This window comes from Streptomyces sp. NPDC048436 (genome assembly GCF_043200355.1).
GTDB lineage: Bacteria > Actinomycetota > Actinomycetes > Streptomycetales > Streptomycetaceae > Streptomyces.
The window spans coordinates 70,366-95,487 of the sequence record NZ_JBICXP010000004.1; the positions used below are offsets into that span (position 1 = coordinate 70,366).

21 protein-coding genes and 1 pseudogene are annotated in these 25,122 nt (G+C 69.8%); 16 read left to right on the top strand and 6 right to left on the bottom strand.

The annotated features are described in order from the left end of the window. The first annotated feature begins 324 nt into the window (after nucleotides 1-324). Nucleotides 325-1,350, top strand: a complete 1,026-nt coding sequence (locus tag ACGFX9_RS15190) for an ATP-grasp domain-containing protein (RefSeq protein WP_393470767.1) — start codon at nucleotides 325-327, stop codon at nucleotides 1,348-1,350. After that, nucleotides 1,343-2,611, top strand: a complete 1,269-nt coding sequence (locus tag ACGFX9_RS15195) for an NAD(P)-binding domain-containing protein (protein WP_393470769.1) — start codon at nucleotides 1,343-1,345, stop codon at nucleotides 2,609-2,611. The genes ACGFX9_RS15190 and ACGFX9_RS15195 overlap by 8 nt, the downstream gene beginning before the upstream one ends. A gap of 245 nt (nucleotides 2,612-2,856) precedes the next feature. On the opposite strand, the gene ACGFX9_RS15200 is transcribed toward ACGFX9_RS15195, so the two are convergent. The 3 genes from ACGFX9_RS15200 to ACGFX9_RS15210 form a co-directional block, all read right to left on the bottom strand. Next, nucleotides 2,857-3,957, bottom strand: a complete 1,101-nt coding sequence (locus tag ACGFX9_RS15200; RefSeq protein ID WP_393470772.1) for a chaplin — start codon at nucleotides 3,955-3,957, stop codon at nucleotides 2,857-2,859. A 123-nt stretch (nucleotides 3,958-4,080) separates the two neighbouring features. Further along, nucleotides 4,081-4,338 carry a chaplin gene (locus ACGFX9_RS15205; protein ID WP_393470776.1) on the bottom strand — a complete coding sequence of 86 codons (258 nt, stop codon included), beginning with the start codon at nucleotides 4,336-4,338 and terminating at the stop codon, nucleotides 4,081-4,083. A 219-nt stretch (nucleotides 4,339-4,557) separates the two neighbouring features. After that, nucleotides 4,558-4,968 (bottom strand): rodlin, encoded by a 411-nt coding sequence (locus ACGFX9_RS15210; protein WP_393470779.1) that lies wholly within the window; start codon nucleotides 4,966-4,968, stop codon nucleotides 4,558-4,560. 206 nt (nucleotides 4,969-5,174) lie between these two features. Here ACGFX9_RS15210 and ACGFX9_RS15215 point away from each other — a divergent pair, with 206 nt between their 5' ends. The 7 genes from ACGFX9_RS15215 (at nucleotide 5,175) to ACGFX9_RS15245 (ending at nucleotide 11,397) form a co-directional block, all read left to right on the top strand. Beyond that, complete coding sequence (locus ACGFX9_RS15215) at nucleotides 5,175-5,585, top strand: rodlin (protein ID WP_393470782.1); 411 nt, start codon at nucleotides 5,175-5,177, stop codon at nucleotides 5,583-5,585. 444 nt (nucleotides 5,586-6,029) lie between these two features. Next, nucleotides 6,030-7,127, top strand: a complete 1,098-nt coding sequence (locus ACGFX9_RS15220; RefSeq protein WP_393470785.1) for an LCP family protein — start codon at nucleotides 6,030-6,032, stop codon at nucleotides 7,125-7,127. A gap of 111 nt (nucleotides 7,128-7,238) precedes the next feature. After that, complete coding sequence (locus ACGFX9_RS15225; protein ID WP_393472404.1) at nucleotides 7,239-7,646, top strand: rodlin; 408 nt, start codon at nucleotides 7,239-7,241, stop codon at nucleotides 7,644-7,646. 104 nt (nucleotides 7,647-7,750) lie between these two features. Beyond that, nucleotides 7,751-8,050: a trypco2 family protein gene (locus ACGFX9_RS15230; protein ID WP_393470788.1), complete on the top strand. Its 300-nt coding sequence runs from the start codon at nucleotides 7,751-7,753 to the stop codon at nucleotides 8,048-8,050. Between the two features lie 11 nt (nucleotides 8,051-8,061). Further along, nucleotides 8,062-9,129, top strand: coding sequence for a trypsin-like peptidase domain-containing protein (locus ACGFX9_RS15235; RefSeq protein WP_393470791.1), 1,068 nt, complete (start codon nucleotides 8,062-8,064; stop codon nucleotides 9,127-9,129). Between the two features lie 79 nt (nucleotides 9,130-9,208). Further along, nucleotides 9,209-9,421 carry a hypothetical protein gene (locus ACGFX9_RS15240; protein WP_393470794.1) on the top strand — a complete coding sequence of 71 codons (213 nt, stop codon included), beginning with the start codon at nucleotides 9,209-9,211 and terminating at the stop codon, nucleotides 9,419-9,421. Nucleotides 9,422-9,450: 29 nt separating this feature from the next. After that, nucleotides 9,451-11,397: an HEXXH motif domain-containing protein gene (locus ACGFX9_RS15245; protein ID WP_393470797.1), complete on the top strand. Its 1,947-nt coding sequence runs from the start codon at nucleotides 9,451-9,453 to the stop codon at nucleotides 11,395-11,397. Nucleotides 11,398-11,530: 133 nt separating this feature from the next. On the opposite strand, the gene fxsT is transcribed toward ACGFX9_RS15245, so the two are convergent. The 3 genes from fxsT to ACGFX9_RS15260 all read right to left on the bottom strand — a co-directional run bounded on the left by fxsT (nucleotide 11,531) and on the right by ACGFX9_RS15260 (nucleotide 18,484). After that, entirely contained in the window at nucleotides 11,531-15,430 is a 3,900-nt protein-coding gene (fxsT, locus tag ACGFX9_RS15250) for an FxSxx-COOH system tetratricopeptide repeat protein (RefSeq protein ID WP_393470800.1), read from the bottom strand. Nucleotides 15,431-15,747: 317 nt separating this feature from the next. Then, entirely contained in the window at nucleotides 15,748-17,199 is a 1,452-nt protein-coding gene (locus ACGFX9_RS15255; protein WP_393470803.1) for a hypothetical protein, read from the bottom strand. A 178-nt stretch (nucleotides 17,200-17,377) separates the two neighbouring features. After that, a complete protein-coding gene (locus ACGFX9_RS15260) occupies nucleotides 17,378-18,484 on the bottom strand; it encodes a threonine synthase (protein WP_393470806.1) in 1,107 nt (368 codons plus the stop codon). Between the two features lie 253 nt (nucleotides 18,485-18,737). Between ACGFX9_RS15260 and ACGFX9_RS15265 the strand changes: the two are divergent. From ACGFX9_RS15265 to ACGFX9_RS15295, 7 genes and pseudogenes are all read left to right on the top strand, one after another. Next, nucleotides 18,738-19,256, top strand: a pseudogene (locus tag ACGFX9_RS15265) (proprotein convertase P-domain-containing protein); the annotation flags it as partial. A gap of 80 nt (nucleotides 19,257-19,336) precedes the next feature. After that, the gene (locus ACGFX9_RS15270; protein WP_393470809.1) at nucleotides 19,337-20,602 is read left to right on the top strand and encodes an alpha/beta hydrolase fold domain-containing protein; all 1,266 of its coding nucleotides are present in this window, start codon (nucleotides 19,337-19,339) and stop codon (nucleotides 20,600-20,602) included. Nucleotides 20,603-20,795: 193 nt separating this feature from the next. Next, on the top strand, nucleotides 20,796-21,548 hold the full coding sequence (locus tag ACGFX9_RS15275; RefSeq protein WP_393470812.1) for a GntR family transcriptional regulator: 753 nt from the start codon (nucleotides 20,796-20,798) through the stop codon (nucleotides 21,546-21,548). A gap of 284 nt (nucleotides 21,549-21,832) precedes the next feature. Then, entirely contained in the window at nucleotides 21,833-23,527 is a 1,695-nt protein-coding gene (locus ACGFX9_RS15280) for a purine-cytosine permease family protein (protein WP_393470815.1), read from the top strand. Between the two features lie 225 nt (nucleotides 23,528-23,752). Further along, on the top strand, nucleotides 23,753-23,938 hold the full coding sequence (locus ACGFX9_RS15285; RefSeq protein WP_393470818.1) for an SPOR domain-containing protein: 186 nt from the start codon (nucleotides 23,753-23,755) through the stop codon (nucleotides 23,936-23,938). An 18-nt stretch (nucleotides 23,939-23,956) separates the two neighbouring features. Continuing rightward, nucleotides 23,957-24,343 (top strand): (deoxy)nucleoside triphosphate pyrophosphohydrolase, encoded by a 387-nt coding sequence (locus ACGFX9_RS15290; protein WP_393470821.1) that lies wholly within the window; start codon nucleotides 23,957-23,959, stop codon nucleotides 24,341-24,343. A gap of 203 nt (nucleotides 24,344-24,546) precedes the next feature. Continuing rightward, a complete protein-coding gene (locus ACGFX9_RS15295; protein WP_393470824.1) occupies nucleotides 24,547-24,963 on the top strand; it encodes an ATP-binding protein in 417 nt (138 codons plus the stop codon). Nucleotides 24,964-25,122 lie beyond the last annotated feature (159 nt).

Sequence of the window (25,122 nt, forward strand, 5' to 3'; positions counted from 1 at the left end):
TTTGGGCGCGCCCATCGCCCGCATGGGGGATGGAATTGAGAGAATCTGGCAGTGCTGACTCTCGACACCCGGGTCCCCGCGGTTCTGCTGCGGATCGACCGGAATCCCTTTCATCACGGCACGCTCGGAGCTGTTCGGTCACTGGGGCGTGCTGGGGTGGAGGTACACGTAGCGGCCGCGGATGGTGCGAAAAGCCCGGTGCGCAGATCCCGCTATCTCCACCAGACGCACCCTCCGCCGCCGCCGGGCGCGTCACTCCACGAAATCTCCGCCCTCTTGCGCCGCATTTCCCACCGCGTGGCCCGGCCTTCCGTCCTCATTCCCATGGACGACGCGGGAGCCCTCGCCATCGGCCGGCTGCAGAAGGAACTTGCCGACATCTATCTCCTGCCGGACCAGGCGAGCGGACTCGCCGAACGGGTGGCCGACAAGGCGGCGCTGGCCCAGCTGTGCGCGTCGGCCGGTATTCCGCACCCGGTGACGCTCGTGCCGGAATCGGCGGAACAGGCCGCCGCCTCCGTACGCCGACTGGGGCTTCCCGTGGTCGCGAAGTGGAGCCGCCCATGGCTCGTCCCCGCCGGGACGGATTTGCGCAGTACGGTCCTGCTGCGCTCGGCGAAGGAGGCGCGGGAGCTGTACCGCAGGACCGAGGAGGCGGGCAGCCGCCTGCTGCTGCAGGCCTTCCTGCCGGGCGGGCCCGGCCGCGACTGGTTCGTCCACGGCTACGTGGACCGTACGGGTGCCGTGCGGGGCGGCGGCTGCGGCCGCAAGCACCGCTCGTGGCCGCGCGGCGCGGGCCTGACCGCGGTCGGCGAGTGGACGCCCGACCGGGGCCTGCGGGCCGGTGTGGAGCGGCTGGTCGGCACGCTGGGCTACCGGGGCATCTTCGACCTCGACTTCCGGGTGGACCCGGCGACGGGCGAGCACTGCCTGCTCGACTTCAACCCACGGCCCGGCGCCCAGTTCCGGCTGTTCGCCGACGGGGCGGACCTGGACGTGGTGCGCGCGCAGCACCTGGACATGACGCACCGTCCGCTGCCGGCCGCCGCCGTTCTCCCCGAGCGTGCGTTCGTCGTGGAGAACTACGCCCCGCTGAGCGCGGTGCGCGTGCTGCTGACGGCGGGACCCGCCTCCTCCGCCGCACACCGCCGCGAGCTGGCCTGGCACGCCAAGGACGACCTGGCTCCCGCGTTCGCGATGTGGGTGCTGTGGTGCCGGCACGTGACGCGGCGCCTGCTCAGCCGGCTGCGGCGGGCGGTACGTCCCGGTGGCCCGCCGACCGTGCCGCCGTCGCCCCCGACGACGACGGCCCTACCGACGACGAGAGAGCGAGCAGTTGCTGATGTATGACCTGTTGGTTGTCGGAGCCGGCCCCTACGGGCTCTCCATCGCTTCACACGCCGCCGGTGCCGGTCTCGACGTACGCGTCTTCGGCAGACCCATGGCGTCCTGGCGCGACCACATGCCGCGGGGCATGTTCCTGAAGTCGGAGCCGTGGGCGTCCAACCTCTCCGACCCCCGGGGCCGCTACGGCCTCGCCGAGTACTGCGCGCGCAACGGAACGCGGGCCCGGCACGGCGAACCGGTCCCCGTGGAGACGTTCGCCTCGTACGGCCTGTGGTTCGCGCGCCGCGCCGTACCGGACGTCGACGAACGCATGGTGACCTCGGTCAGCGCCTGCCCCGGAGGCTTCGAGCTGATCACGGAGGACGGCCGGAGCCTCCGCGGGCGCACGGTGGCCCTGGCCGTCGGGGTGATCCCCTTCATCGAGATCCCCGCGGCGCTGCGCGGCCTCGGCACGGAGTACGTCTCGCACAGCAGCGGCCACCGAGACCTGGACCGCTTCCGCGGCCGGGACGTCACCGTGATCGGCGGTGGCCAGGCCGCCCTGGAGACCGCGGCGCTCCTCGCCGAGCAGGGCACGCGCGTGCGCGTACTCGCCCGGTCGCACCAGCTGAACTGGAACACCGTGCCCCCGGCGTGGAAGCGCCCCTGGTGGGAGTCCGCCCGCGCCCCGCACAGCGGCCTCGGCTGCGGATGGCGCAACTGGTTCTACTCGGAGGTGCCGGGCGGTTTCCGGCGGCTCCCCGAGCCCACCCGCGCCCGCATCTGCGCGTCGGCGCTCGGCCCGGCGGGAGCCTGGTGGGTGCGCGAGCGGGTCGAGTCCCGCGTCGAGGTGCTGCTCGACCACGAGGTCTCGGCGGCGTCCGTCGTGGCGGGCCGGGTGCGCCTGACGACCGTGGGCGGCGCGAGCTGCGGCCCGGGCTTCGAGACGGACCACGTCATCGCGGCCACCGGTTTCAAGGCGACGAGCGAGCGGCTGCGCCTGCTGGATCCGGAGCTGCGCGAGAGCCTGGCGGTGAACGCCGCCGACGAGCCGTACGCCTCCGCCGACTTCGAGTCCTCGTATCCCGGTCTGTTCCTGGCGGGCCTGGTGACGGCATCCAGCTTCGGCCCGGCCATGCGCTTCGTGCACGGCGCCTCCTTCACCGCGGGCAGGCTGGTACGAGGCGTGCGACGGAGCCTGCGGCGCGGTCCCGCGGAGCCCGTGGTCCCGGCGCCGTTCGGTGAGCGGGAGCGCCGGGCACCCATCGGCGCGGTCAACCGCTGACCGAGAACCCGGAAATCGGGAACTCATATAGGTGACGAAGTCGGCGAACGGGTGAATCGGTTCTTCGCGGGCGGCTTTCAGGTGGTGGACTCTGCCCCAGTGGGACGGGCCTTGTTGTCCTCCGCCAGCCGTCGGCGCCATCGCCGTGGGTGGGCAACACGCTTCGCGGACCGGCCCCCCTCCCGTTCTGGCGGGGAAGAGACCCTCGGGTGTCTCTTCCCCGCCAGCGGCGTTTTCCCGGCGTACTAGCGACCGGACGAGGCGCGTCCGCGCCGGTAGAGAACTCCCCCGCCGAGCAGCAGAGCGGCGCTCACCGCGGCCGCGGCCATCAGATCCTGCTCGCTTCCGGTCGCGGCCAGCTGCGCCGGCACGTACGCCTTCGCGGGGACGGCCGCCGGCGCCTGCGCGGCCATGGCGGGCGCGATGTGCCGCTGCGGCTGGTGGTGCTGTGGCTGCTGGTGCTGGTGCTGGTGCGGCTTAACGTGCCGCGCGGGCTGCGGAACGGCACGGCCGACGGGCGGCGCGACCGCCGGGGGAGGCGTCTCGCGGTGCGGAGGCGCGGCGTGCCGCGGGGGTGCCGCGTGGTGCGGGGGCGTCTCGTGCTGCGGAGGTGCCTCGTGCCGCGGGGGTGCCGCGTGCCGCGGGGGCTTCGGCGAAGGCGTGCCGTTGGCGCAGGGGTTGCCGAACGCCGGGTTCAGCAGGGCGACCACGTCCGCGGTGTTGCCGCAGGCGTTCACCGGAACATCCGCGGGGGTCTTCACGTTGTTACCCCCCGCGACGCCGGGCGAGTGCGCGGTATCGCCGTGGGCCACCGCGTGGGTGCCGTGGTCCTTCTCGGGCCTGGGGGCAGCCTTGTGAGCCGGCTTGTGAGCCGCCTTGTGAGCCGGCTTGGGGGCAGGGGCAGGGGCTGCCTTCGGGACCGGAGCCGGAGCTGGGGCGGGGGCTGCCTTCGGTGCTGGGGCGGGGGCCGCCTTCCGGACCGGCGCAGGAGCAGGAGCCTTTTTCGGTGCCGGGGCAGGCGCCGCCTTCGGGACCGGAGCCGGTGCCGGGGCAGGCGCCGCCTTCCGAGCGGGAGCGTGCTGCGACGACGCCCGCTCCGGGGCGTGCGTCACGTGTTCCTTCGAGGAATCGCCCGCGTTGGCGCAGTTGTTGCCGAAGGTCGGGTTGAGCGCGGCCGCCGCGTCCGCGGAGTTTCCGCAGGCGTTCACCGGCACGTCCACGGGCGCCTGCACGCTGTTGCCCGACAGGATGCCGGGCGAACCCGTCGCCACCGCGTCCCCGGCTGCGGCGAACGCGTTCGAGCCGGACAGGGAGAGGATGCTTGTCGCGGCCGCGGTCGCGAGCATTCCTTTACCAATGACCTGTCGCATTCTGATTGTCTTCCTCTGAGCAGTGGAAAGCCGGCCTTGGAGTCGAAGTGACGGTCCAAGGCCGGCCATGGAACAGAACAGCCTGGCGGCTGGGTTACCTCAGGTGTTGGCGCAGGTGTTGCCGAACGTCGGGTTCAGCAGGGCGATCACGTCGATGCTGTTGCCGCAGACGTTGACCGGAATGTGGATCGGGACCTGGACGACGTTGCCGGAGAGGACGCCGGGCGAACCGACTGCCGCACCCTCGGCACCGGCGTCGGCGAACGCGGGAGCGGCCATGCCCATCGCCATCACGACACCGGCGATGATCGTCGCGCTCTTCTTGTGCTTCACAGATGTTCCCTTCTCTGTGGTCATGCCGATCTGGCAGTCGAAACCGAGCGAGCACATCATTTACGTCTCGCACCATGACCTGCAGCCTGCAAACGAGTTAAAGATGCGGAAGAAACCGCCCGTTTTGAATGTCCTGGAAATTCACCCGAATTACCGCATTTTCGAAGCGTTCGAAAATGAAGGAGCTCGGGCTGCCGGACCTCGGAGGAGGCCGGCGGCCCGAGCGGACCTCACATCGGCAGGTCAGTTGTTGAACTCACCATTGCCGGACAGGACCGGGATGTCGTTCAGGATGTGCGACAGCGGCTCGTCGCCCTTGGCCTGCGTGGAGTTCTCGGTGCACTGCTGGTTCTGAGGCGCCGACAGGATCGGGATGTCCTGGATTCCGATGTTCACGAGCGCGACGAGCGACTGGAGGTTCGCCTTGACCGGGAGCCCGACACAGGGCTTGTTCAGCGAACCCTGGACGAGGGAGAGCTGGGGGCTCATGTCGCCGTGCGTCGCGGAGTTGCCGTACGCCTGCTTGGAGCCGTTGCCGCTGAGCGACGTGGTGCCGTGGTCGTCACCGATCGCCATCGCCGAAGGGGCCGCGGCAGCGCCCATACCGACGACGGAAACGGCAACTGCCGCCGTGGCCATAGCCTTCTTCATCATTTTGTGTGTTCCTTTTCTGGCAGAAGCTCGAGTCACTGCGGGCTGACCAACCGATCTGCGGGAGTTTGGGTTTCGGGGCTTCACTCGGTTGGGGTCCGTGTCGGCCCCGCATTGGGCCAATGGAGTGAACCGGAGCAACTAAGCGCGGTGCGTGGAGTTAATCAGCACGCTCCGGCGAACGGGGTTTCTTCAGAAGGGAATTAGTTGTGATCAAGAAGGGTATGGCTGCAGCCGCGGTTGCCGTCTCCGTCGTCGGCATGTCCGCCGCCGCAGCTCCGTCGGCCATGGCGATCGGTGACGACCACGGCACCACGTCGCTCAGCGGCAACGGCGCTCAGCAGGCGTACGGCAACTCCGCCACGTACGGCAACATGAGCCCGCAGATGGCGCTGATCCAGGGTTCGCTGAACAAGCCCTGCATCGGTCTCCCGGTCAAGGCGAACCTCCAGTCGCTCGTCGCGCTCGTGAACGTCGGAATCCAGGACATCCCGATCCTGTCGGCGCCTCAGAACCAGCAGTGCACCGAGAACTCCACGCAGGCCAAGGGCGACGAGCCGCTGTCGCACATCCTCTCCGACATCCCGGTCCTGTCCGGCAACGGGACGGCCAACCACTGATCCTCCCGCATTGCTCAGCGGGCCGCCGGTCACCGGCGGCCCGCTGCCATGTTCAACTCCCCGTGTGGGTCAGCCCCGTGGCCAGGGGTCGCGGGAGACGAGAGCCGCCCACTCCGGGTCGGGGCGTCCCGGCACGGTTTTCCCCTGCCTTGCCCAGGAATCCCGCAAGGACGTGAAGATGGGGTCGTTGACGCGGAGTTCCGGAGAACTCCTGCTCACTGGGATGAGGCCTTGCCGCTTCCATTGCCTCTTGAAGTCAGCCATAGTCCCTCGCCGTCGACGGGCGTGTGTCGAGCCATCTGTTCCAGTCGCTGAATCCCGCGAAACCGAACGGCTTAGGGCGAACGAGTTGTTGTTCGTGAGCCGCGCAGCTCCCTCACCCGGCAGGGCCGTCGAACGGTTTACCGTTTTATTCGTCCCTGTTCCCCCGCGGCGGAGATCGGCGTGCTCACTCACCTCTACTCACCGACCGGCACCCGGGGGGCGCGACGGCTGCGTCTCGTCATTCCGGGTGTCCTTCTGATCGTCGCGGCGGCCGGAATGGGAAACGCCAAGGCCCTGCCACTTCCTGCCCAACGCGTCGACGTCTTCGGTGACATGAAGAATCGTCCGGACGAGGGAAGAGGTATGAACATCCTCCTGATGGGGACGGACGGCCGCGACACCATCACGCGGCAGGAGAAGCAGGAGTTCCGCGCGGGCGGTGTCGCCTGCGACTGCACGGACACGCTCATGCTGGTGCACGTCTCCGAAGCCCGGGACCGCGTCAGCGTCGTCGGCATCCCCAGGGACTCCTACGCCGTCATCCCGGCCCATCGGGACAAGTCCACGGGGCAGCGGCGCGCGGCGCATCCGGGGAGGATCAACGGCGCCTACGCGGAGGGCGGTCCGGCGCTGTCCGTGCGGACGGTCGAGGGCATGACCGGCGTCCGCGTCGACCGTTATCTGCAGCTCGACTTCCGGCGGTTCATGGACAGCGTGGACATCGTCGACGGAGTCGAGGTCTGCACGCCCCGCCCCCTCAAGGACAGGACGACGAAGCTCGACCTCGCGCCCGGCCGCCACCGGCTCGGCGGCGGCCAGGCCCTGCAGTACGTCCGCTCCCGGCACGTGGACGGGAGCGCCGACTTCGGGCGGATCCAGCGCCAGCAGCGCTTCCTGATCGGCGCGCTGCGCAGCGTACGTACGGAGAACGTTCTGGCCGACTCCGTCAGGGCGACGCATCTGAGCCGTGCGCTGCTCGGGTCGGCGCGGGTCGACCGCGGGTTCAGCACCGGACAGCTTCTGTCGCTCGCCAAGGTCGTGGGCAGGCTCCCGGCGTCGTCGACGGAGTTCACCAGCGTGCCGGTCAGTGGATTCAACACGTCGATGAAGGACGTCGGGGAGACCCTTCGGTGGGACCGGGCCAAGGCCCACAAGGTGTTCACCGCCGTCAAGAACGACCGCCCTCTGACCTCCCGTAACTCGACGGCCAGGCTGAGCGATCCGCCGCGGTTCGGCAGCGTCTCCACGGTCCGCGGTGACACGCTGGCATGCCGTTGACGGCCGTCCGATTACTAGGCCAACCGGGTCGAAGGTCGCAACCATCGCCGTGTCAGGCAGTTGATCATCACGCGGCTCTGCCAAGGGAGCCCGCTCTTGAAGGGAATCACAATGAAGAAGCTGTGGGCATCCGCGGCCATTGCCGCCTCCGTCGCCGGAGTCTCGGCGGGAATGGCCCCCCAGGCCATGGCGATCGGTGACGACTCGGGCACCACGTCCCTGAGCGGCAACGGATCCGAGACGGCGTTCGGCAACTCCGCGACCAAGGGCAACCAGAGCCCCCAGCTCACGCTCGTCCAGGGCACGCTGAACAAGCCCTGCATCGCCGTGCCGGTCAAGGCGAACGTCCAGTCGATCCTCGCGCTCGTGAACATCGGAGTCCAGGACATCCCGATCCTGTCGGCGCCGCAGAACCAGCAGTGCACCGAGAACTCCACCCAGGCCAAGGGCGACGAGCCGCTGTCGCACATCCTGGACGACATCCCGGTCCTGTCCGGCAACGGCAACGGCAACGGCTGACCTTGCCCCAGGGGCCGGCCGTCGTCGTGCCGGCCGGCCCCTTTCGGCTCTCCTCGGTTCGCCTCCGCAGTGTGGGGGCGACACGCCGGGGGTAGAGGCCCGGCGTGATTGAACTCGCCGAGATGATCGCGCAGTTACGTGGGGAACTCGCCGCCGCCATGACGGCCGCGGAGGACGAGGAACTGCGCTTCGAACTGGGTGCCGTACAGCTTGAGGCGGAGTTCGCCGTGCAGCGGACCGGCACCGCGGACGGCAGGATCCGCTTCTGGGTCGTCGAGGCAGGCGCCTCCGCCCAGCAGGCGAACAGCACCACCCACCGCGTCACCCTCAGCCTGGAGCCCCGCGTGCGCGGCTCCGATCAGCGGCCCTTCGTCAGCGGCGACTCGACCGCACGTGAGCGCTGAGCCCGGCCGCCATGTCAGCGTCAGGGGGACTTGAGGCGGCGCGCGTCGCCGAAGTGCTGGTGGAGAGGCCGGGTGGGAAACCCGGGCGGCGCGGGTCCGGCTACCGCGTGGGGGAAAGGCGCGTACTGACGGCCGCGCATGTGGTCAGCGGCCCGGTGGCATCGGTGCGGGTGCGCTTCGACGCCGATCTGCCGGGGGAGTGGAGCGCCGAAGCGGGTGTGGTGCTGCTCGCCGAGGCCGCGGATGTCGCACTCCTCGAAATTCCGGACGCCCCGCCTGGAAGTGCGCCCGTCGAAACGCCCCGCTACGCCGCCGTACCCGAGTCCGATGTGGTGCTGCCCGTCAGTGCGATGGGCTTTCCCCGTTTCAAGCTGCGCGACGACAGCATGCGCCTCCTCGACGACGGCGCTCCGAGCCAGTACCGCGACTCCTGCCATGTCGTGGGGACCGTCTCCGTCCTCTCCAACCGCCGCGAGGGCACACTCGAACTGGCCGTTCTCGCACCCCACGCCGCCCTCGAACCGGGCCGCTCCCCGTGGGAGGGAATGTCGGGTGCGGTGGTCTGGTCCGGGGGCGCTGTGATCGGCGTGGTCAGTTCCCACCACCGGTCGGACGGTCTGGGCCGGCTCGCGGCCAGCCGGGTGGACCATTGGTACGAGGTTCTGTCCCCCGGCGAGTTGGCGAGCCTGCACGATGACGCCGGTCTGCCCAAGCCTGGAGGGCTCGGTTCCGCGGCCGGTCCGGACGGATTCCAGACACCCGGGAGCCTGGCCGCTCTCCCCTCTGACCTGCCCTTGCGTGAACTCATGGGTCTGGTGGACGCGTTGGTGAGGATTCCGTCCCTGAGGGATGCGAACAGCCTGGGTCTTGTGCTTGCCAGCATCGACGCGGAGATCGCCGCCAACAGGCCGAGGGACTCCCGGCTCAGAATGGACATCTACGGCATCGTGCGCACCTGCCTGAGCTATCCGGGCACGCTCGATCAGCTCCTGGAAGCCGTCCGTCTCCTTGAGGGGGAGTCGTCGGAGGTGGCCCATGTGGACCGTGAGGCGGCCCAACTGGCCAAGCGATACTGCTGACTTGATGTCGGGCACGGCTCGGATGCGGGGTTTCGCAGCGTGCCGTGCTGGGTCATCATGAAGAGGAAAGGGACTGCGCATGCACGGAATCGCGGGAGGGGACTTGGCAGCCGTGGACCGATCGATGCCTGCCGTCGAGTCCGATCTCGTAGATCTCTCGGGGGTTTCTCTTGAAGCGCTGCGTTCCATGGGCGGTGCGGCGGTCGCCGAATCGCTGGAACAGCTCCTGCGGCACATCGACGGGCCACAGGCCATCACCGTGTCGTACAACCCCCCGGATCGCATCGACTGAGGCGCTCGGTACGGTGCGGTGGAGGGCTCATGGCGGGTGAGTCCGCGATATCGGCGGACCTGTCGTTCCACCACCTCTCGGCATCCGGTGTGCGCGCCCTCGCGCGCGGCGAGGGCGGCGAGAAGGCCGTGGCGGAGCTCCTCGCCGCGGAACGAAGCCGCCGGTTGCTGTTGCTGCGCGCCGTGGACGACGGGCTGGCCAGGAGCGGGCTGCCGCTCGGCTCCGGGAACGCGGTGTCGCACGAGGCGGCCTGGGCGCTGCTCGAACGCGTCCAGAAGCAGTCGCCCGAGGTCTTCGAAGACGTACTGATGTGCCCGCACACCGGCATGTGGCTCTCGCTTGCGCTGCGCCGGCTGAGGGGCAAGTCGTACGACGACGCGCCCTTATGGGTGGTGATCGGACACCTGTCGGCGCTGGCCGCCGCGGCGGGAGCGCGGGCGGGCCTCGACTTCTCCATGACGGTTCCGGTGCGCCGCGGTGCCGTGCCGCTGCCGACGCTGGGATGCGCGGTGCTGCCGGCGGGCGAGGGGGCCTGGGACACGGCCGAAGTCGTCGCCGTGGGCGGGTGGTTGAAGGTTGTCGGCGCGGATGGCGAGGTGGTCGTACCGGCGGACCGGGAGGAGAGCGGGCCTGGCTGGCATGCGGTGCGTCGCGTGGCCGTCGGGTCCGGGGGCGGCCGCAAGTGGCTGGTCCTTGAGGAGCTCGACCCCTACCGGACGTTCCCTCGGCCGAGCGCGCCCGTTCTCATGTCTGCCGCGGAGTACGCGAGTTGGCGGGGGCTGCTCGCCGACGCGTGGGAGGTGCTGCTGCGCGATGACGCGGAGAGCGCGGATGCGATGCGCCTCGGGCTGATGTCGGTGGCTCCCGTGCCGGCCAGAGAGCGGTTCCGGCCCTACAGCGGGACGGCGGGCGACGCGTTCGGGAGTGTGACCGCGTCCCATCCGGACGATGCCGCGCAGCTCGCCGCGACGTTGGTGCACGAGTTCCAGCACACGAAGCTGGGCGGGCTGATGCATTTGGAGGCGTTGACTCGGGGAGTCCCGGGTTCGGTGCCGGTACCTGGGCAGGCGCAGGCGCAGGCGCAGGCGTCGCAGGAGCTCTTCTACGCTCCCTGGCGTGACGATCCGCGGCCCCTGGGCGGTCTGTTGCAGGGGATCTACGCCTTCGCGGGGGTCGCCCGCTTCTGGCGCGCCCACCGGCATGCCGCCGACGCGGGGTACGCCCCGCTGGCCCACTTCGAGTTCGCATTGTGGCGGGACCAGGTGTGGTCCACCCTGAATCTGGTGCTCGGGCACGAGCAGTTGACCCCGCTTGGCCGACGCGTCGTGGAGGCTCTGCGCGAGAGGTGCGCGGAGTGGATGGCCGACGCGGTGCCGCCTCGGGAGCTTGAGCTTGCCCGGGAAGCAGCCGCCGACCATCGGGCCCGCTGGCGCGTGCACCATCTGCGGCCTCCCGCCGCGGCCGTCGACGAAGCGGTGCGGGCATGGCTCCGGGGCGAGAGCCGCCCACCCGCTGCCCTGGCCGCCGGGCCCGACCTTGCCCCGGATCCGGACGGCCGGCTCCTGGACGTCGCGGCGATCCTGGCCCGGTACCGCATCACTGACCCGGATGGGGCGTGGCGGCGGACTGCTGCCGCCACTGTCGCTGCCGCTGCCGTTGCCCAGGAGGATGGCGTCAAGGGCGTCGGAGAGGCCGATGTCCTGCTGGCCTGTGGCGACCGTGGCGGGGCGCGGGACGCCTACGCCGCACAGCTGTCGGGTGAGGGCGCGCCCGTGGTCGCCTGGGTGGGCCTCGGCCGGGCGCTCGCGCCTTCCGGGGACGGCACGGCGGGCTCAGAGGCCGCGGCCCGCCTGCTGTGCCGGTATCCGGAGCGTGCCCGTGCCGTGCAGGACGCGTTGCGGGAGGCTACGGGGCGCGGGGCGGACCCTGTGCGGTTGGCCGAGTGGCTGGGGCGGGGCGGGGCTGCGGGGCGTTAGGGCGCGTCGCGGGGTGTGGGGTGGATCCCCCAGGTGGCCGAGTGGCTGGGACAGGCGGGCGCGGCAGGGGGCTGGAGCACGTCGGGGAGGGCCGGACCCGGGGTGTGTCCCGGGGCCGGCCCTCCCCCTCGCGTTACAGCGACACCGGGTCGATGTCGCAGTTGGACCGCAGTCCCTCCTTGGCTTGGAGGGTTGCCGGGTGCGGGCCGGCGGCGTCGCGGATCCGGGGTGCGTCAAGGACGCGCTCCATGCGCTCCAGGGTGTCCGCCCGCAGCGCGTTGCCCGCGGCTTCCTCCCCTACCGCGATGAGGTCCATCGACAGGTTGCTCGCGCACGCCAGCGTGGTGGGGTGGTCGGGCCCGAAGGTCGACCGGCAGAGGGCCAGAGTCGTCTCGCCACGGCCTCGCGCCTCCTGGTGGAGGGCGAGCGCGGCCAGGTCGCTCGCGAGGTTGATGGCGCAGGCCAGGGAGATCGGGTGGCCCGGGCCGAGCCGTTCGGCGAGTGAGGAGAGGGACGCCTCGTTCAGCCGCCGTGCCTCGTCGGGCTGGCCGAGCAGCCGCAGCGTGACCGCGAGGTTGATGTCGGCCGACAGGACGTGCGGATGGTGCGGGTCGAAGATGTTGCGGTAGCCCTGGGAGGCCTTGATGCCACGGGTGCGGGCCGCCTGCAGATCGCCGTTCTGCCGCAGCGCCACCGACAGGGTCAGCGCGGTGGAGAGCGACTGGGGGTGGGTGTCGCCATAGCGCCGGGTGAACTGGGCGTAGGCCTCGGTGGCCAGTTCCAGGGAGCGCGTGTGGTCGCCCTCCTTGCGATACGACTCGCTGAGCTGGCGCATCACACCGATGGTGGAGGGGTTGGCGCGGCCGAAGACGTCACGGAAGGCGCCGAGCACCGCTTCCTGGAGGGCGCGGGCGCCGACGTAATCCCCCGTCTCTCGTACGTCGATGGCGACCGAGTTCTCCGTGACCAGGGTCCGCTGGTCGTCCCGGCCGAAGAGACGCATCTTCAACCCGAGGGTGTTCCGGTCGAGTTCGAGCGCCCTGCGGAACTCTCCGGTCAGGCGCAGGCTCACGCCGAGGTTGTGGGCGATGTTCAGCGTCGTCGGATCGTCCTCGCCGAACGCCCTGCGGGCTCGCTCGAACGCGGTCTCGTCCAACTCGGCCCCGACGGCGAAGTGCCCTTCGACACGGCGTACGGCGGCTTCGAGCTGGATCGCGTCCAGGGCGTCTTCCCTGGTGTCCTCACGATCGGCGGGGGCGGTGCGTTCGTAGATGTCCTTGAGCTGGTCCACGAGCGTGGCGGCGTCGTCGTAACGGCCGACCACGCGGTACATGATGCACAGCCACTGCCCCATCAGGACGGTCTGCTGGTCCTCCTCGCCGAAAATGGTCAGCCAGGTTTCCCAGGCCTGTTCGGAGAAGTCCAGCGAGACTTCGTGGTCGCCCCAGTAGTAGAGGTATTTCGCGATGTTCATCACGAGTTGACGCACCCAAGGCTGGTCGGACTTGATGGCGTCAGAGGCGATGACGTGACCGTAAAGCTCCGCATAGCGCTGCCAACTGGCCGCGTTGTTCGGCGATTTCGGGTCGGCCGCGGCCAGCAGCGTATGGGCGCCATGGCGCATGCGGGACTGCTCCTCAGCATTCATGCGGTTGTTCAGGACGAGCTGAACAAGGCGGTGCATTTCGATGGAGTTCGTACGGTGGTCGATGCGTGCGAGTGAGTAGCGGTTCACCTCCCTTATGGCTCGCGCAAGGCGCATCGGGTCATTCAGTGTCGCGTCGAGCTCGGGGAAAATGCTGCTGTTTCCGAGCCCTGAGAAAATGGACCGCGAAATCGGGTCCGGGGCGAAATACGAGCAGAGCTGCAGCAGCCGCAGGGCCGAGGGGCTGCGCTGCTCCAGGTGGTCCAGGGAGACGTTCCAGGCTGCGGCGACCGGCAGTTGGTAGTCCGGGGGCGGGGAGACCTCGAGGAGTTCGGTGCGCTTGTCCTCGAAGAGGCGGAGGTACTCGGAGGCCGGCATGCCCGTCTCCGCGCGCCACGCCGCTGCCTGCTCAAGGGCCAGGGGCAGGTCCCCCAGGGCCTCGGCCAGCTGGTCGGCCTCATCGTCCTGGAGGGGCGGCCCGGAGTGCCGCAGGAGTTCCTTGCTCTCCTCGCGCGTGAAGACGTCCACTTCGAGTGAGCCGCCGACAAGGCCCCACCGCCGGTTGCGGGAGGTGACCAGGATCGTGCCGTTGCCTCCGGTGGGGAAGTAATGGCGTACCTGTTCGGGGTTATCGGCATTGTCGAAAATGAGCAGCCAGCGCGAGAAGGGGCGGCCCTCGCGCAGCGCCTCACGCACCGCGGGTCCTGCGATATTGGCCTCGGTGCTCGTCTCAAGGCCGAGTCGCCCGGCGAGTTCCACCAGGGCCTGGCCGATCTGGCCTGGCCGCTCCGACGGAATCCACCAGACGATGTCGTACTCGGACTGATGGCGATAGGCGTACTCGATGGCCAGCTGGGTCTTTCCCACTCCGCCCATTCCGTGAATGGCTTCCGGCAGGACGGTGGTCGTGCCTTCCCTCAGTCGCTCGCCGAGGAGGTCGAGCAATTCCATTCGGCCGGTGAAATTCGGGTTGCGAGGCGGTAGGTTTCCCCAGACGCGCGGCTGTGATGTGCGGTCCCCCTCCACCGTTTGCTGGGGCGTAGTCGACATCACCGATGCTCCTTCAGGATCGGGCCGAGAGACAGGGGTGGCACCGCTTTTCTCCAGGCTTACTGCGTAGCGACGATCGTGCCAGCCAAGTACCCCCGCCAGCAGGGCGGCGCGCTGCATGAAACGTCCGGAGAGTGCCCTCAGTGCGGCTAATTCCACACGGAGGAAACCGATATTGCGGCTGTTCACCCGAGGCATGGCCAAGGTGTCCAGGGGTTCTGCGGGGGAGGGAAGCAGCGACGCGGCCGCATGTGTGTCCCCGGCCATTAACGTGCGTACGTCGTGCAGGATGCGGGCGGTGTCGCTGCGACGGCCCAGTGCGAGGAGTTCTTCGCGGATGTCGGGGGCGAAGGAGAACACCACATCCGTCAGTTCCTCGCCTTGCGCCCCGCTGGGGCGGACGAGGCCGCTCATCAGTAACTCCGAGGCGTGCACCGGGCCCGCTCCCGGAGTGGTCTCAAGGACTTTGCGGATCAGGGGAAGGCTCAGGGGGACGGCCGATAAACGCGTCGCCAGGGTGAAGGCCGTGGGGGACGCACCCGCACGGAAGTCCGATACGCGGTCCGCGGCGGGCACCGTGCTGAGCGGATCGGGGACGTCGTCCGTCCAGGGCAGGGCGCGTGCCGCGTCAGGGCGGCGCTTCCACTCCCGCGCCCGGATGGCGGACATCTCCAGCCAGTGCCGCTCCGGGCCCATGACCAGCTGGGTCCATGCCTCGGCCCAGCGGTTGGTCAGCGCGAGGACCGGCACGAGGACCGCGTCCCCCTCGGTGTCGGGCTCGTCGGGGTCGCGCGCGGCCACCGGTGCCTCGCGCAGCTCCCAGTCGAGTTCGCCGTTGGCCGCCCAGGCGTGATCGGCGCGCAGCCGCACCCGGCAGACGTCCAGGCCCGTGCGGAACCACAGGTGCTGCGGCAGCACGTGCACCACGGCGACCGGGCAGGTGCGCCCCCAGGCGCGCAGCAGGGGCATGACGGCGCCCGAGCGCCATCCGGCGGCGAGGCCGTCGGTCAGTACGAGGATGACGCGGCGCTTGTCCCCGGGGCTGCCCAGCGATTCCTCGGGGGCGAGGCGGGCGGGGTCGGTCTCGTCCGTTCCGCGCAGGCGCACCGGGCGTACCCGCGCGAAGTCCCCTTCGCGGATCAGCTCGTCGACCAGGTCGTCGACCGCCTGGTCCCAGACCTTCATCGTGACGTGGCTGTCGATGACGAGGACCGCTTCGGCGCGCTCCTGTCTTCCCGACTGGCCTGGCCTCGCATGTCCGAGCCTGCCGAGAACAGACGCGGCCTCACGACGTGCCCGCGTAGCCGGTGCCTGCCGCTGTCCTCCGTCATCATGCATATGCGCCCTCAAGGCGTCGGGGTGACGCTGACAGTTGTGCGGAGTCCCGCAGAGCACGGGCGTGCGTGACGTCCACACGCGAAGCGTGGCAGTGCGCCCGCCGTGCAAGCAAGGGTGTACGGCGGCATGGGCCGGGGCGCACGCAACTCATGGTAGGAGTCGCGCCTGTCGCCGGGGTGCTCGCGCTTCCGGCGAGATGCGCCGTGCGCCCTGCCGGGAGCGGTGTGCACGCGGCAGCGGAGGCCGGGGCGTTCACGGTGCGGCACCCCCTCTCGCCGTACGCGGGAGGTTCACGGACATGTGGCCGGCGGGCCCGTTCAAGTCGTCACCGGCGCACGGTCGGGGCCGGGCGGCCCGGGTCTGCGTTCCGGATCGTCGAGCAGGATCGCCAGATGGCGTCCCACGTGGTTGTCCCAGCCCTCGGGGCCCAGCGCCAGTGCTTCCTTGCGCCAATTTCCGGCGCGCGTCACCAGGCTGGCGAGGCCCCTGTCCTGGACCATCTCGGCGACCGCTTCCTTGAAGGCGGGATCACCGCAGTCGCCCCGGTGCCAGATCATCGCGGGCACCCCCGCGCGCAGCCCGGCCATGAACTCCTGGTGGCCGGCCTCGGAGTCGGTGCCCGGCGGCTGGCTCAGCACCAGACAGACCGCCTGGTCGTCCTCCTTCAGCTCCCGCTCCAGGTGGAAGTCCGACTGGCCGGGAGGGTTGAAGTACGAATGGCTGTCGGCGGGTTGCTCCTTGAGCTGACGCCACTTCTTGTGCCAGGGACGGTGCCAGGCGGCCTTGCGCAGGCGCTCGAAACTTCGGACGAGGACCGCGTAGTCCATCACCAGAGGAGTGGGCGACGGGGAGGAGGACTCCTTGTGCCACCACTCCACGGGCTCTCCCAGCAATTCCCACGGGAGGATGAATTCCAGGACGACGGGTTGCCTCAGATCCGCCCACCGCTCCTCGGTCTGTTCGATGAGGGTCTCGACCTCGGCCGGCAGGTCGTCGCGGTGCAGATGCAAGGTCTCGCCCGGCACCGGATGCCATCCGTCCGCGTCCGACTGCCGCCAGTGGGAGAGGAAATAGCGGTTCGGATCCACCCCGTCCGGCTCGAACTGGATCATCAGATACGCGGGCACCATCGGCGGCGGGGCCTGCTGGGTGATGCCGCTGCGCTGCCAGTCGGTCATCGTGTCCTCAAGGCCCCAGGCCCTGGCCTGTCCGCGGTTCCAGCGACGCAGGTCCTCCGCTGCCTCCATCAGTCCGTCCTCCACGAGCCGATCGGCGGCCAGGGCCAGGAACGCCATGCTCACAGGGAGTTCCTTCGCGGCGGAGTTGCCGCCGGCCAGTCGTAGGAAGACTGCCCATCCCGTGTCGCACCACGCGGGCAACTCCTGTGTACGTGAGCGGCTGGCCCGCCGCGCCAGTGCGGCGAGTTCGGCGGATGAGCGCATGTCCCGCAGGACCGGCTGCAAGGGGCGCAGGTCGGCGCCGTCGAAGAAGTCCACCGCCTCCCATTCGTCCACCAATCGCAGCAGCGACAGAATGGCGGAAGACTGCTGCTCCAGATACCTCAGGCAGCGCACAAGACACGGCAGCCCGTCGGGCACCTCCGCGCACCGCTCCACCAGACCGAGCAGCCAGGGGCGTAACGCCGCGTTCCGCAGAGGTTCCACGGGCGCGGCCAGTTCATCGCTCAGCATGCGCACCCAGATATCGGCGCTGTTCTCCTGTCGCACTGTGGTCGATTCCTGCAGTACGTCGACGATGTCGGCGACCAATTCATTGCGAACCCTCGCAGGGCTGCGCCCTTCCACCCCCGTGACCTCCCGATCGCCACCCAGCAGTGCCGACAAGAGTACGGCCACACCTCGGCGCAGGGCAGGCCTCCGGCCATGAGCAGCACCGACCTGTGACCATCTGTGGATGACCGCCAACTCGCTTATCCTGGCGAATAGTTCAGGCTTCGGCCAGTCCTGATTTCAAACCCGCCCCGCACAGCGGAACGACCGCGGTGCGCTCGCCGAGGGCTCCTTGCCGCACGGCCGCCCAGCACGCGACCCCGGTCGCCTCGACGTACAGACCCCGTCCGGCCAGGTCGAGCTGGGCGTGGCGGATCTGGTCCTCCGTCACCGTCAGGAAGGCCCCGCCGGACCCTCGTACCGCCCGGAGGATCTGGCGGGCGCGAGGTGGCCGCGGGATGGCGATGCCCTCGGCGAGGGTGGGCGCCATCGGGGTGGTGCCAAGGGGCTCGTCGGCGCCCGTGCGCCATGCCTCGGCCAGCGGGGAGACCGCCGCGGCCTGCACGGCGTACAGCGCGGGAGCCTTCGCGATCAGCCCGGCCGCGTGCAGCTCCCGTACCGCGAGGGCCGCCCCGAGCAGCAGCGTGCCGTTGCCCACGGGTACGACGAGTACGTCCGGCAGCCGGCCGCCCAGCTCCTCCCACAGCTCGTGGACGTAGGTCTTGGTGCCCTGGAGGAAGTACGGGTTGTGCACGTGCGAGGCGTAGAACACGCCGGGCTCGTCCGCGATCTTGCGGGCCTCCCGTGCCGTCTGCTCGCGATCGCCCGGGACGACTTCGAGCCGCGCTCCGTGCGCCGCGATCTGCTCCAGCTTCTTGGGTGACGTGCCCTCCGGGACGTACACCGTGCAGGGGAGTCCGGCCCGCGCGCAGTACGCGGCGATCGCCGTGCCCGCGTTGCCGCTGCTGTCGGCGATCACCCGCTCGGGGGCGAGCCGCTGTGCGAGCGCGGCGAGCACGACCGCGCCGCGGTCCTTGAAGGAGAGCGTCGGCATCAGGAAGTCGAGCTTGGCCGAGATCCCGCCATCCAGCGGTACGAGCGGTGTGCGCCCCTCGCCGAGCGAGAAATCCGGGACGGGCAGCGGCAGTGACTCCGCGTACCGCCACAGTGAATTGACCCTTCCGGCAAGGGATTTCAGCGATGCGGGGTTGGGGGAGAAGTCCAGGTCCAGGGGGCCGCGGCAGACGGGGCAGCACCAGGCGAGGGTGCCGGCGGGGACACGGGTTCCGTCGGCGGGGCAGAAACAATCCGGCAGCGCTGTCATGTGCGCAGGCTAGTTGGGGCAGTTGGGACCGCCGTGTCATGGCGGGTGCGTGGCGGTCGTGTTACGTCCGAACCTGACCCTTGTGTGATTCCTATGGGTCCGCCAATCTTTCGTCCCGACGAGGGCAAGAGGGCGTGCCTGATTGGGTGTCTGATTGCGTGTTTTCTTGGCATGTCCCTGCCGCTTGACCCTCGTACGTGTGGGCACCACGAGCACCATCCCCCACCTGCGCACCACCTATTGAGGAGGACCGTCCCCGCACACCGCCGGCGCCGCGGCGCTCTACCTCGCCGACAACCGCACGGCGACCCCCGCACTGGTGTCGGCGGCCCTGGTCGGCGCGGCCTCCACGGGTGTCGTCACCAGCCCTGGAACGGGCTCACCGAACCGTCTCCTGAACGCGGGCCCCGGCTCGACGAACCCTCCGGGCCCTAAGTTTGAAAACACGACCGACTACGCGATCAGCGACAACGCCACCGTCGAATCGCCGGTCACCGTGAGCGGTGTCGCGGGCTCCGCGCCCGCCGCCCTGAGCGTGCCGGTCGCCATCAAGCACACCTACGTAGGCGACCTTCAGGTGCAGCTGATCGCGCCCGACGGCACCGCGTACACGCTGAAGGGGTACGGCACCGGCGGCAGTTCGGACGACATCAACACCACATACACGGTGAACGCGTCGTCCGAGACGGCCAACGGGACGTGGAAGCTGCGGGTGAGTGACAACGCGGCGCAGGACGTGGGGAAGATCGACTCCTGGGGGCTGCAGTTCTAGGCCGCAGGGAGGGGGCCCGGCCTGCGGCGGAATCACTCACCCTAAGGGCTTTTTGTCCGCTTCTGTGATAGTTCTTCGGCGTGACGTCCGTCATGACCCCGACCGTCGCGGCCCCGCCCACCCCCGGGACCGCGACGCCGGACACTCCGCGAAGGGGCAGCCGCAACGCCGGGAACGGGCCCAGGGTTTCGTGCGTCGCGCACCTCTCCCGCGGTCTCCTCGTCGCCGTCGCCCTCCTCAACGCCGCCCTTGCCGTGCTCGTCGCCGCCCCGCTCCCCCGCATCCCCCTCCTGGTGCTCGTCGCGGCGGCGGTCACCTCCTGGGGGCTCCTGCTCGTGCCCCCCGCGGTCATCGGCCTGGTGGCCGGGGCGTTCGCGGGGCGGCGGCACCCCTGGTGCGCCGGATTCGCCGCCCTCACCGCGTTCATCGCGCTCGTGTACGGCGTCATGCCGTACGCCGCCGCCTACCGCGCCGCCGAGGACTACGGGCAACCCCTGGTCCCGACCGACTACTTCGAAGGCGTCAACTACGCCAAGGCCCCCGACGGGGAGCGCACGCGCCGCTACGCCCGCATCGGTGAGCGGCGCGGCAAGCTGGACCTCTGGACGCTGCCGAAGCGGGACGGGGAGCGGCACCCTGCCGTGGTCTGGGTGCACGGCGGGGGCTGGAACAAGGGGCATCGAGGCCAGAGCCCCGAGTGGAACCGCTGGTTCAACGAACGCGGCTGGTCGGTCTTCGACATCGACTACCGGCTCGCGCCCCATGTGACCCAGCTCGAACAGATCGGCGACGTGAAGTGTGCCGTCGGCTGGGTGCGGCGGCACGCGCGCGTGTACGGCATCGATCCCGGCCGCCTTGTCCTCGCGGGGAGTTCGGCGGGCGGCAATCTCGCCCTCGCGGCCGCCTACACGGAGGGTGATGAGCGCGTTCCGGAGTCCTGTGCGGTGCGTGACAGTTCGGTCGCCGGGGTGATCTCCCTCTACGGGCCGACCGACATGCGGCGCCTCATCGCCGGGACCGCGCTGCGCGGCGACCCCATGATCCCGCGTCTGATGGGCGGTTCGGCGAAGGCCGTCCCCGCCCGGTACCGCCTTGGCTCGCCCGCCAGGCTCGTACGGACCGATGTGCCGCCCACGCTGCTGCTGCACGGCAGCGCGGACCGGGCGGTGCCGGTGGCGCAGGCGCGGGAGCTGGCGCGGCGCCTGGACGCGGCGGGGGCGCCGGCGACGTATGTCGAACTTCCCTGGGCGGACCACTGCTTCGACGTGAACTGGGGCGGCTGGGGGAGTCAGATCGCGCGGGCGGCGATCTCCCGCTTCCTCGCGATCCGGGGCGAGAACGCTTGACCGGCGTCCCCTCCCCGGAGGGCGCCCTCGGGTTCCGCCGAGGGAATTTGATCTCTATAGCTGCGGAAAGGCCCTGCGTAAAGACCCGCGCCCCCAGAAATCATCACTTCGGGTGATTCCTTGGCCTTGGCTTGCGGCCAACAACCCACGGTTGCCAGGCTGTTGCTGTCTGTCAACCTGATGGGAGTGGCCAGTGACTTTCGGTGAACAGCCGGCGTATCTGCGTGTCGCGGGTGATCTCCGCAAGAAGATCGTCGACGGTTCGCTGCCGCCGCACACCCGCCTCCCTTCGCAGGCCAGGATCCGCGAGGAGTACGGGGTGTCGGACACGGTCGCCCTGGAGGCCCGCAAGGTCCTGATGGCCGAAGGCCTGGTCGAAGGGCGGTCCGGGTCCGGCACGTATGTGCGCGAGCGACCGGTGCCCCGCCGGGTCGCCCGCACCGGCTATCGCGCCTCCGGGGGCTCGACGCCCTTCCGTCAGGAGCAGGCGGAGGACGGCGCGCGCGGCACCTGGGAGTCCCGCAGCGAACAGGTGGAGGCGAGCGGCGCGATCGCCGAGCGGCTCGGCATCCGCGCGGGGGATCGTGTCATGTGCACGAAGTACGTCTACCGCGACGCGGGCGAGGTGATGATGCTCTCGACTTCCTGGGAGCCCCTCTCGGTCACCGGCCGCACCCCGGTGATGCTGCCGGAAGAGGGCCCGCTCGGCGGCTGCGGGGTGGTCGAGCGGATGGCGGCCATCGACGTGGTCGTGGACAACGTCGCGGAGGAGGTCGGCGCGCGCCCGGGGCTTGCGGAGGAGCTCATGTCGCTCGGCGGCGTCCCGGGGCATGTGGTGATCGTCGTGCAGCGGACGTACTACGCGTCGGGCAGGCCGGTGGAGACGGCGGACGTCGTGGTGCCCGCGGACCGCTACCGGATCGCATACCACCTGCCGGTGAAGTGATCGGGGTCGTGAACCGCCCGCCAGGGGCGTCTGCCGGGGGCGGTGGCCGGAGCCGTGAACCGCCCGCCTGTGAAGTGGCCGGGAGCGCATGCCGCCGCTGAAGCGACCCGGTGCTTCGGCGTACGCCCGGAATCCGGACGGGGTCGTCCGACCGCCGTGATCGCGAGTTAACGCGCGGTCAACTTCCGTAACACCCGGGCAATCGCGCCCTGCAACAAATTGTCATGCACGGCTCCTAACTTCATCGCCCGTACCCGCAATCCGGTCGGACGACAGGAACCCTCATGACGGATACGGCCACCCGCGACACCAGCGCCGCCGCAGGACCACCACCGAAGCGCAGTTACGCCAAGATGGCCGCCGACGAGAGCCGTGAGGACTACTCGCTGCGCTACGCGCCGCACTCCTTCCGGCGCTGGTCGCCGACGATGGTGGCGTCGACCGCGCTCGGCGGCATCGCCTACCTCGCGGACTTCGCGATCGGCGCGTCCATCGTCTTCACCTACGGCTTCACCAGCGGACTCGCCTCGATCCTCTGTGCGGCCACGATCATCTTCGTGACCGGCATCCCGATCGCACGGGCCTGCGCCAAGTACGGCCTTGACATGGACCTGGTGACCCGGGGTGCCGGCTTCGGCTACTTCGGCTCGACGCTGACGTCCCTCATCTACGCGTCGTTCACCTTCATCTTCTTCGCGCTCGAAGGCTCGATCATGGCCCAGGCCATGCACCAGGCCGTCGGACTCCCGGTGGAGATCGGCTACTTGCTCACGACGCTGATCGTGATCCCGATCGTCTTCCGCGGCATGGGCGCCCTGGCCAAGGTGCAGGCCTGGACGCAGCCGATCTGGCTCATCGGCATGGTGCTGCCCTTCGTGGTGCTCGCTTTCGAGGCGCCGGACGCCTGGGGCGCCTTCGCGTCCTTCGGGGGCACCGAGGGCGCCGGCAGCGGCTTCTCCTGGATCTCCTTCGGGCTCGGTACGGGAGTCGCGCTCTCGCTCATCGCCCAGATAGGCGAACAGGCGGACTACCTGCGCTTCATGCCCGCCAAGACCGACCGGAACAGGCGGCGTTGGAATCTGGCCGTTCTCGCGGCGGGCCCCGGCTGGGTCATCATCGGCGCGGCCAAGCAGCTGGGCGGCGCGCTCCTGGCCTTCGTGTCCCTGGAGGCCGTCGGCAAGACGCACGCCCTGGAGCCGATCGCGCCCCAGATCGAGGCCCTGAAGCCGTGGCTCGGCTCCTTCGCGCTGCCCGCTGCGGCCCTCTTCGTGATCGTCTCCCAGATCAAGATCAACGTGACCAACGCCTACAGCGGTTCGCTGTCCTGGTCGAACTTCTTCTCCCGCATCACGCACAAGCACCCGGGCCGGGTCTGGTACATCTTCCTCAACCTCGGCATCGCGCTGACGCTGATGGAGATGAACATGTTCGCGGCCCTGAACAAGCTGCTCGGCTTCTACTCGAACGTGGGCATCGCGTGGATCGTGGCGGTCGCCGCCGACCTCGTCATCAACAAGAAGATGGGCTGGAGCCCGCCGTACATCGAGTTCAAGAGGGCCTATTTGTACGCGGTGAACCCCGCGGGCTTCGGCTCGATGGTGATCGCCTCGGTGGTGTCGATCCTGGCCTTCTTCGGCCTCTTCGGAGAGTACGCGGAAGCCTTCTCGACGTTCATCGCGGCCGGACTCGCCCTCGTCCTGTGCCCGTTGATCGCCTGGGCGACGAAGGGCAAGTACTACCTGGCGCGCCCGAACCCGGTGAACGGGCCGCACGTCCACGTGCCCGACGTGACGGCCACGCACGCGTGCGGCGTCTGCGAGACGGCGTACGAACTCCCCGACATCGCGGACTGCCCCGTCCAGGCGGGTCCGATCTGCTCCCTGTGCTGCTCGCTGGACGCGGGATGCGGCGATGTCTGCCGTACGTCGCCGTCGAGTGAGCCGGTGCTCATGCCGATGCCGACGGTGCGCACCGGCTGACGCGGGCGCGCGGCGGCCGTCCATGGGCCGCACCAGCCGAACCGCTGTCACCAGGGGGCGCATCCGACGGGATGCGCCCCCTGGGCGCTGGCCGATTGCGTACCTCTTTGTGCAAACGCGTATCCGCTGAGTGAAGGTCGGGCGTAGGCTCGGGCATATGCGGATTGCGGTTTCCTTACTGATCGAGGCGTGGCGCGCGCCGGGGGCGGCGAGCGGAGGGGCGCGATGAATGACGGAACGGTCGTACTTCCCTGGCTCGTCATACGTCAGGACGACAACGGCAACCGCTACAGGGTGGGCAGGTACGCGACGAAGGCCGAGGCCGAGAAGATCGCGGACAGCCTCGACGAGCACGGGCACAAGCAGCTGTACTGGGTCGAGAAGCTGAGCCAGAACGGCAGCCCGCGCTGAGCGCATAGGCTCCGCCGCATGACGGAACGGATCGTGGTGGGCGCCGCCCTGTACGACGACGGGCGCCTGCTGGCCGCGCGGCGCAGCGCACCCCCCGAGCTCGCGGGCCGCTGGGAACTGCCCGGCGGGAAGGTCGAGCCGGGCGAGCACCCCGAAGAAGCCCTCGTACGTGAGTTGCGCGAAGAGCTGGGCGTGAGTGCCGAGCCGGTCGCGAGGGTGCCGGGCCAGTGGCCGCTCAAGCCGGGCTACGTCCTGTGGGTGTGGACGGCGAAACTCCTGACGGGTGAACCGGAACCCCTGGAGGACCATGACGAACTGCGGTGGCTCGCGCCGGACGAGGTCTGGTCGGTGGAGTGGCTGGACGCGGACGTGCCCGCTGTCGCCGCCGCGGTCGCGTGCCACTAGCCGCCGCGATCGCCTCTCACTAGCTGCTGGTCGGATGCCGCTGGGCGGGGGAGCGCGCGAGGTGACGTCGTCCGGCACTTGAGCCTCGCCTACGCCGTTCGTGCCACAGTGCGCCCTGGTAAGCGGTAGTTCCGCCGGGATATCGGGTATGTGCCCATTAACCCCATGAAACCGGACAAGGGTCCGCTGTTGCTGGTCTGGAAGTGATCGGCGTGATCGACATTGAAGGCGACTGCGCCGAGTGGGATTTTCCCGCCGACCCGGGCGCCGTGCGCACCGCCCGCGCGGTCGTCCGCAAGCAGCTGGGCGCCTGGGGGCTCGGCGCCCTCGGCGACATCACCGTCCTCCTCGTGAGCGAGTTGGTGACCAACTCGCTGCGGCATGCCTCGGGCCCCATCGGCGTACGTCTCGTACGGCCTGCCGGACCCGCGGACGCGCTCCTCGTGGAGGTCTCCGATCCGCTTCCCGACCCGCCCCTGCAACGCGACGCCGCGCCTGATGACGAGGGGGGCAGAGGCATCCAGTTGGTCGCCCGCTCGTCGCGGCGCTGGGGGACACGACAGGGCAGGACGGGCAAGACGGGGAAGACGGTGTGGTTCGAGCTGGTGCTGCCGGGTTAGAAGACTGGCAGCGTAGGACAGACACAAGACGGTCACGGGCCAAAAAGAGATGAGTCCGTGCTGTGATCGTGAACGCCGTGTGGCGTGGCGCCGTAGTGCTGGATACTGCGGGCAGCCGCATCCGGTGACCGGTGCCGGACGTGGTGAGCTGGAGGGGAC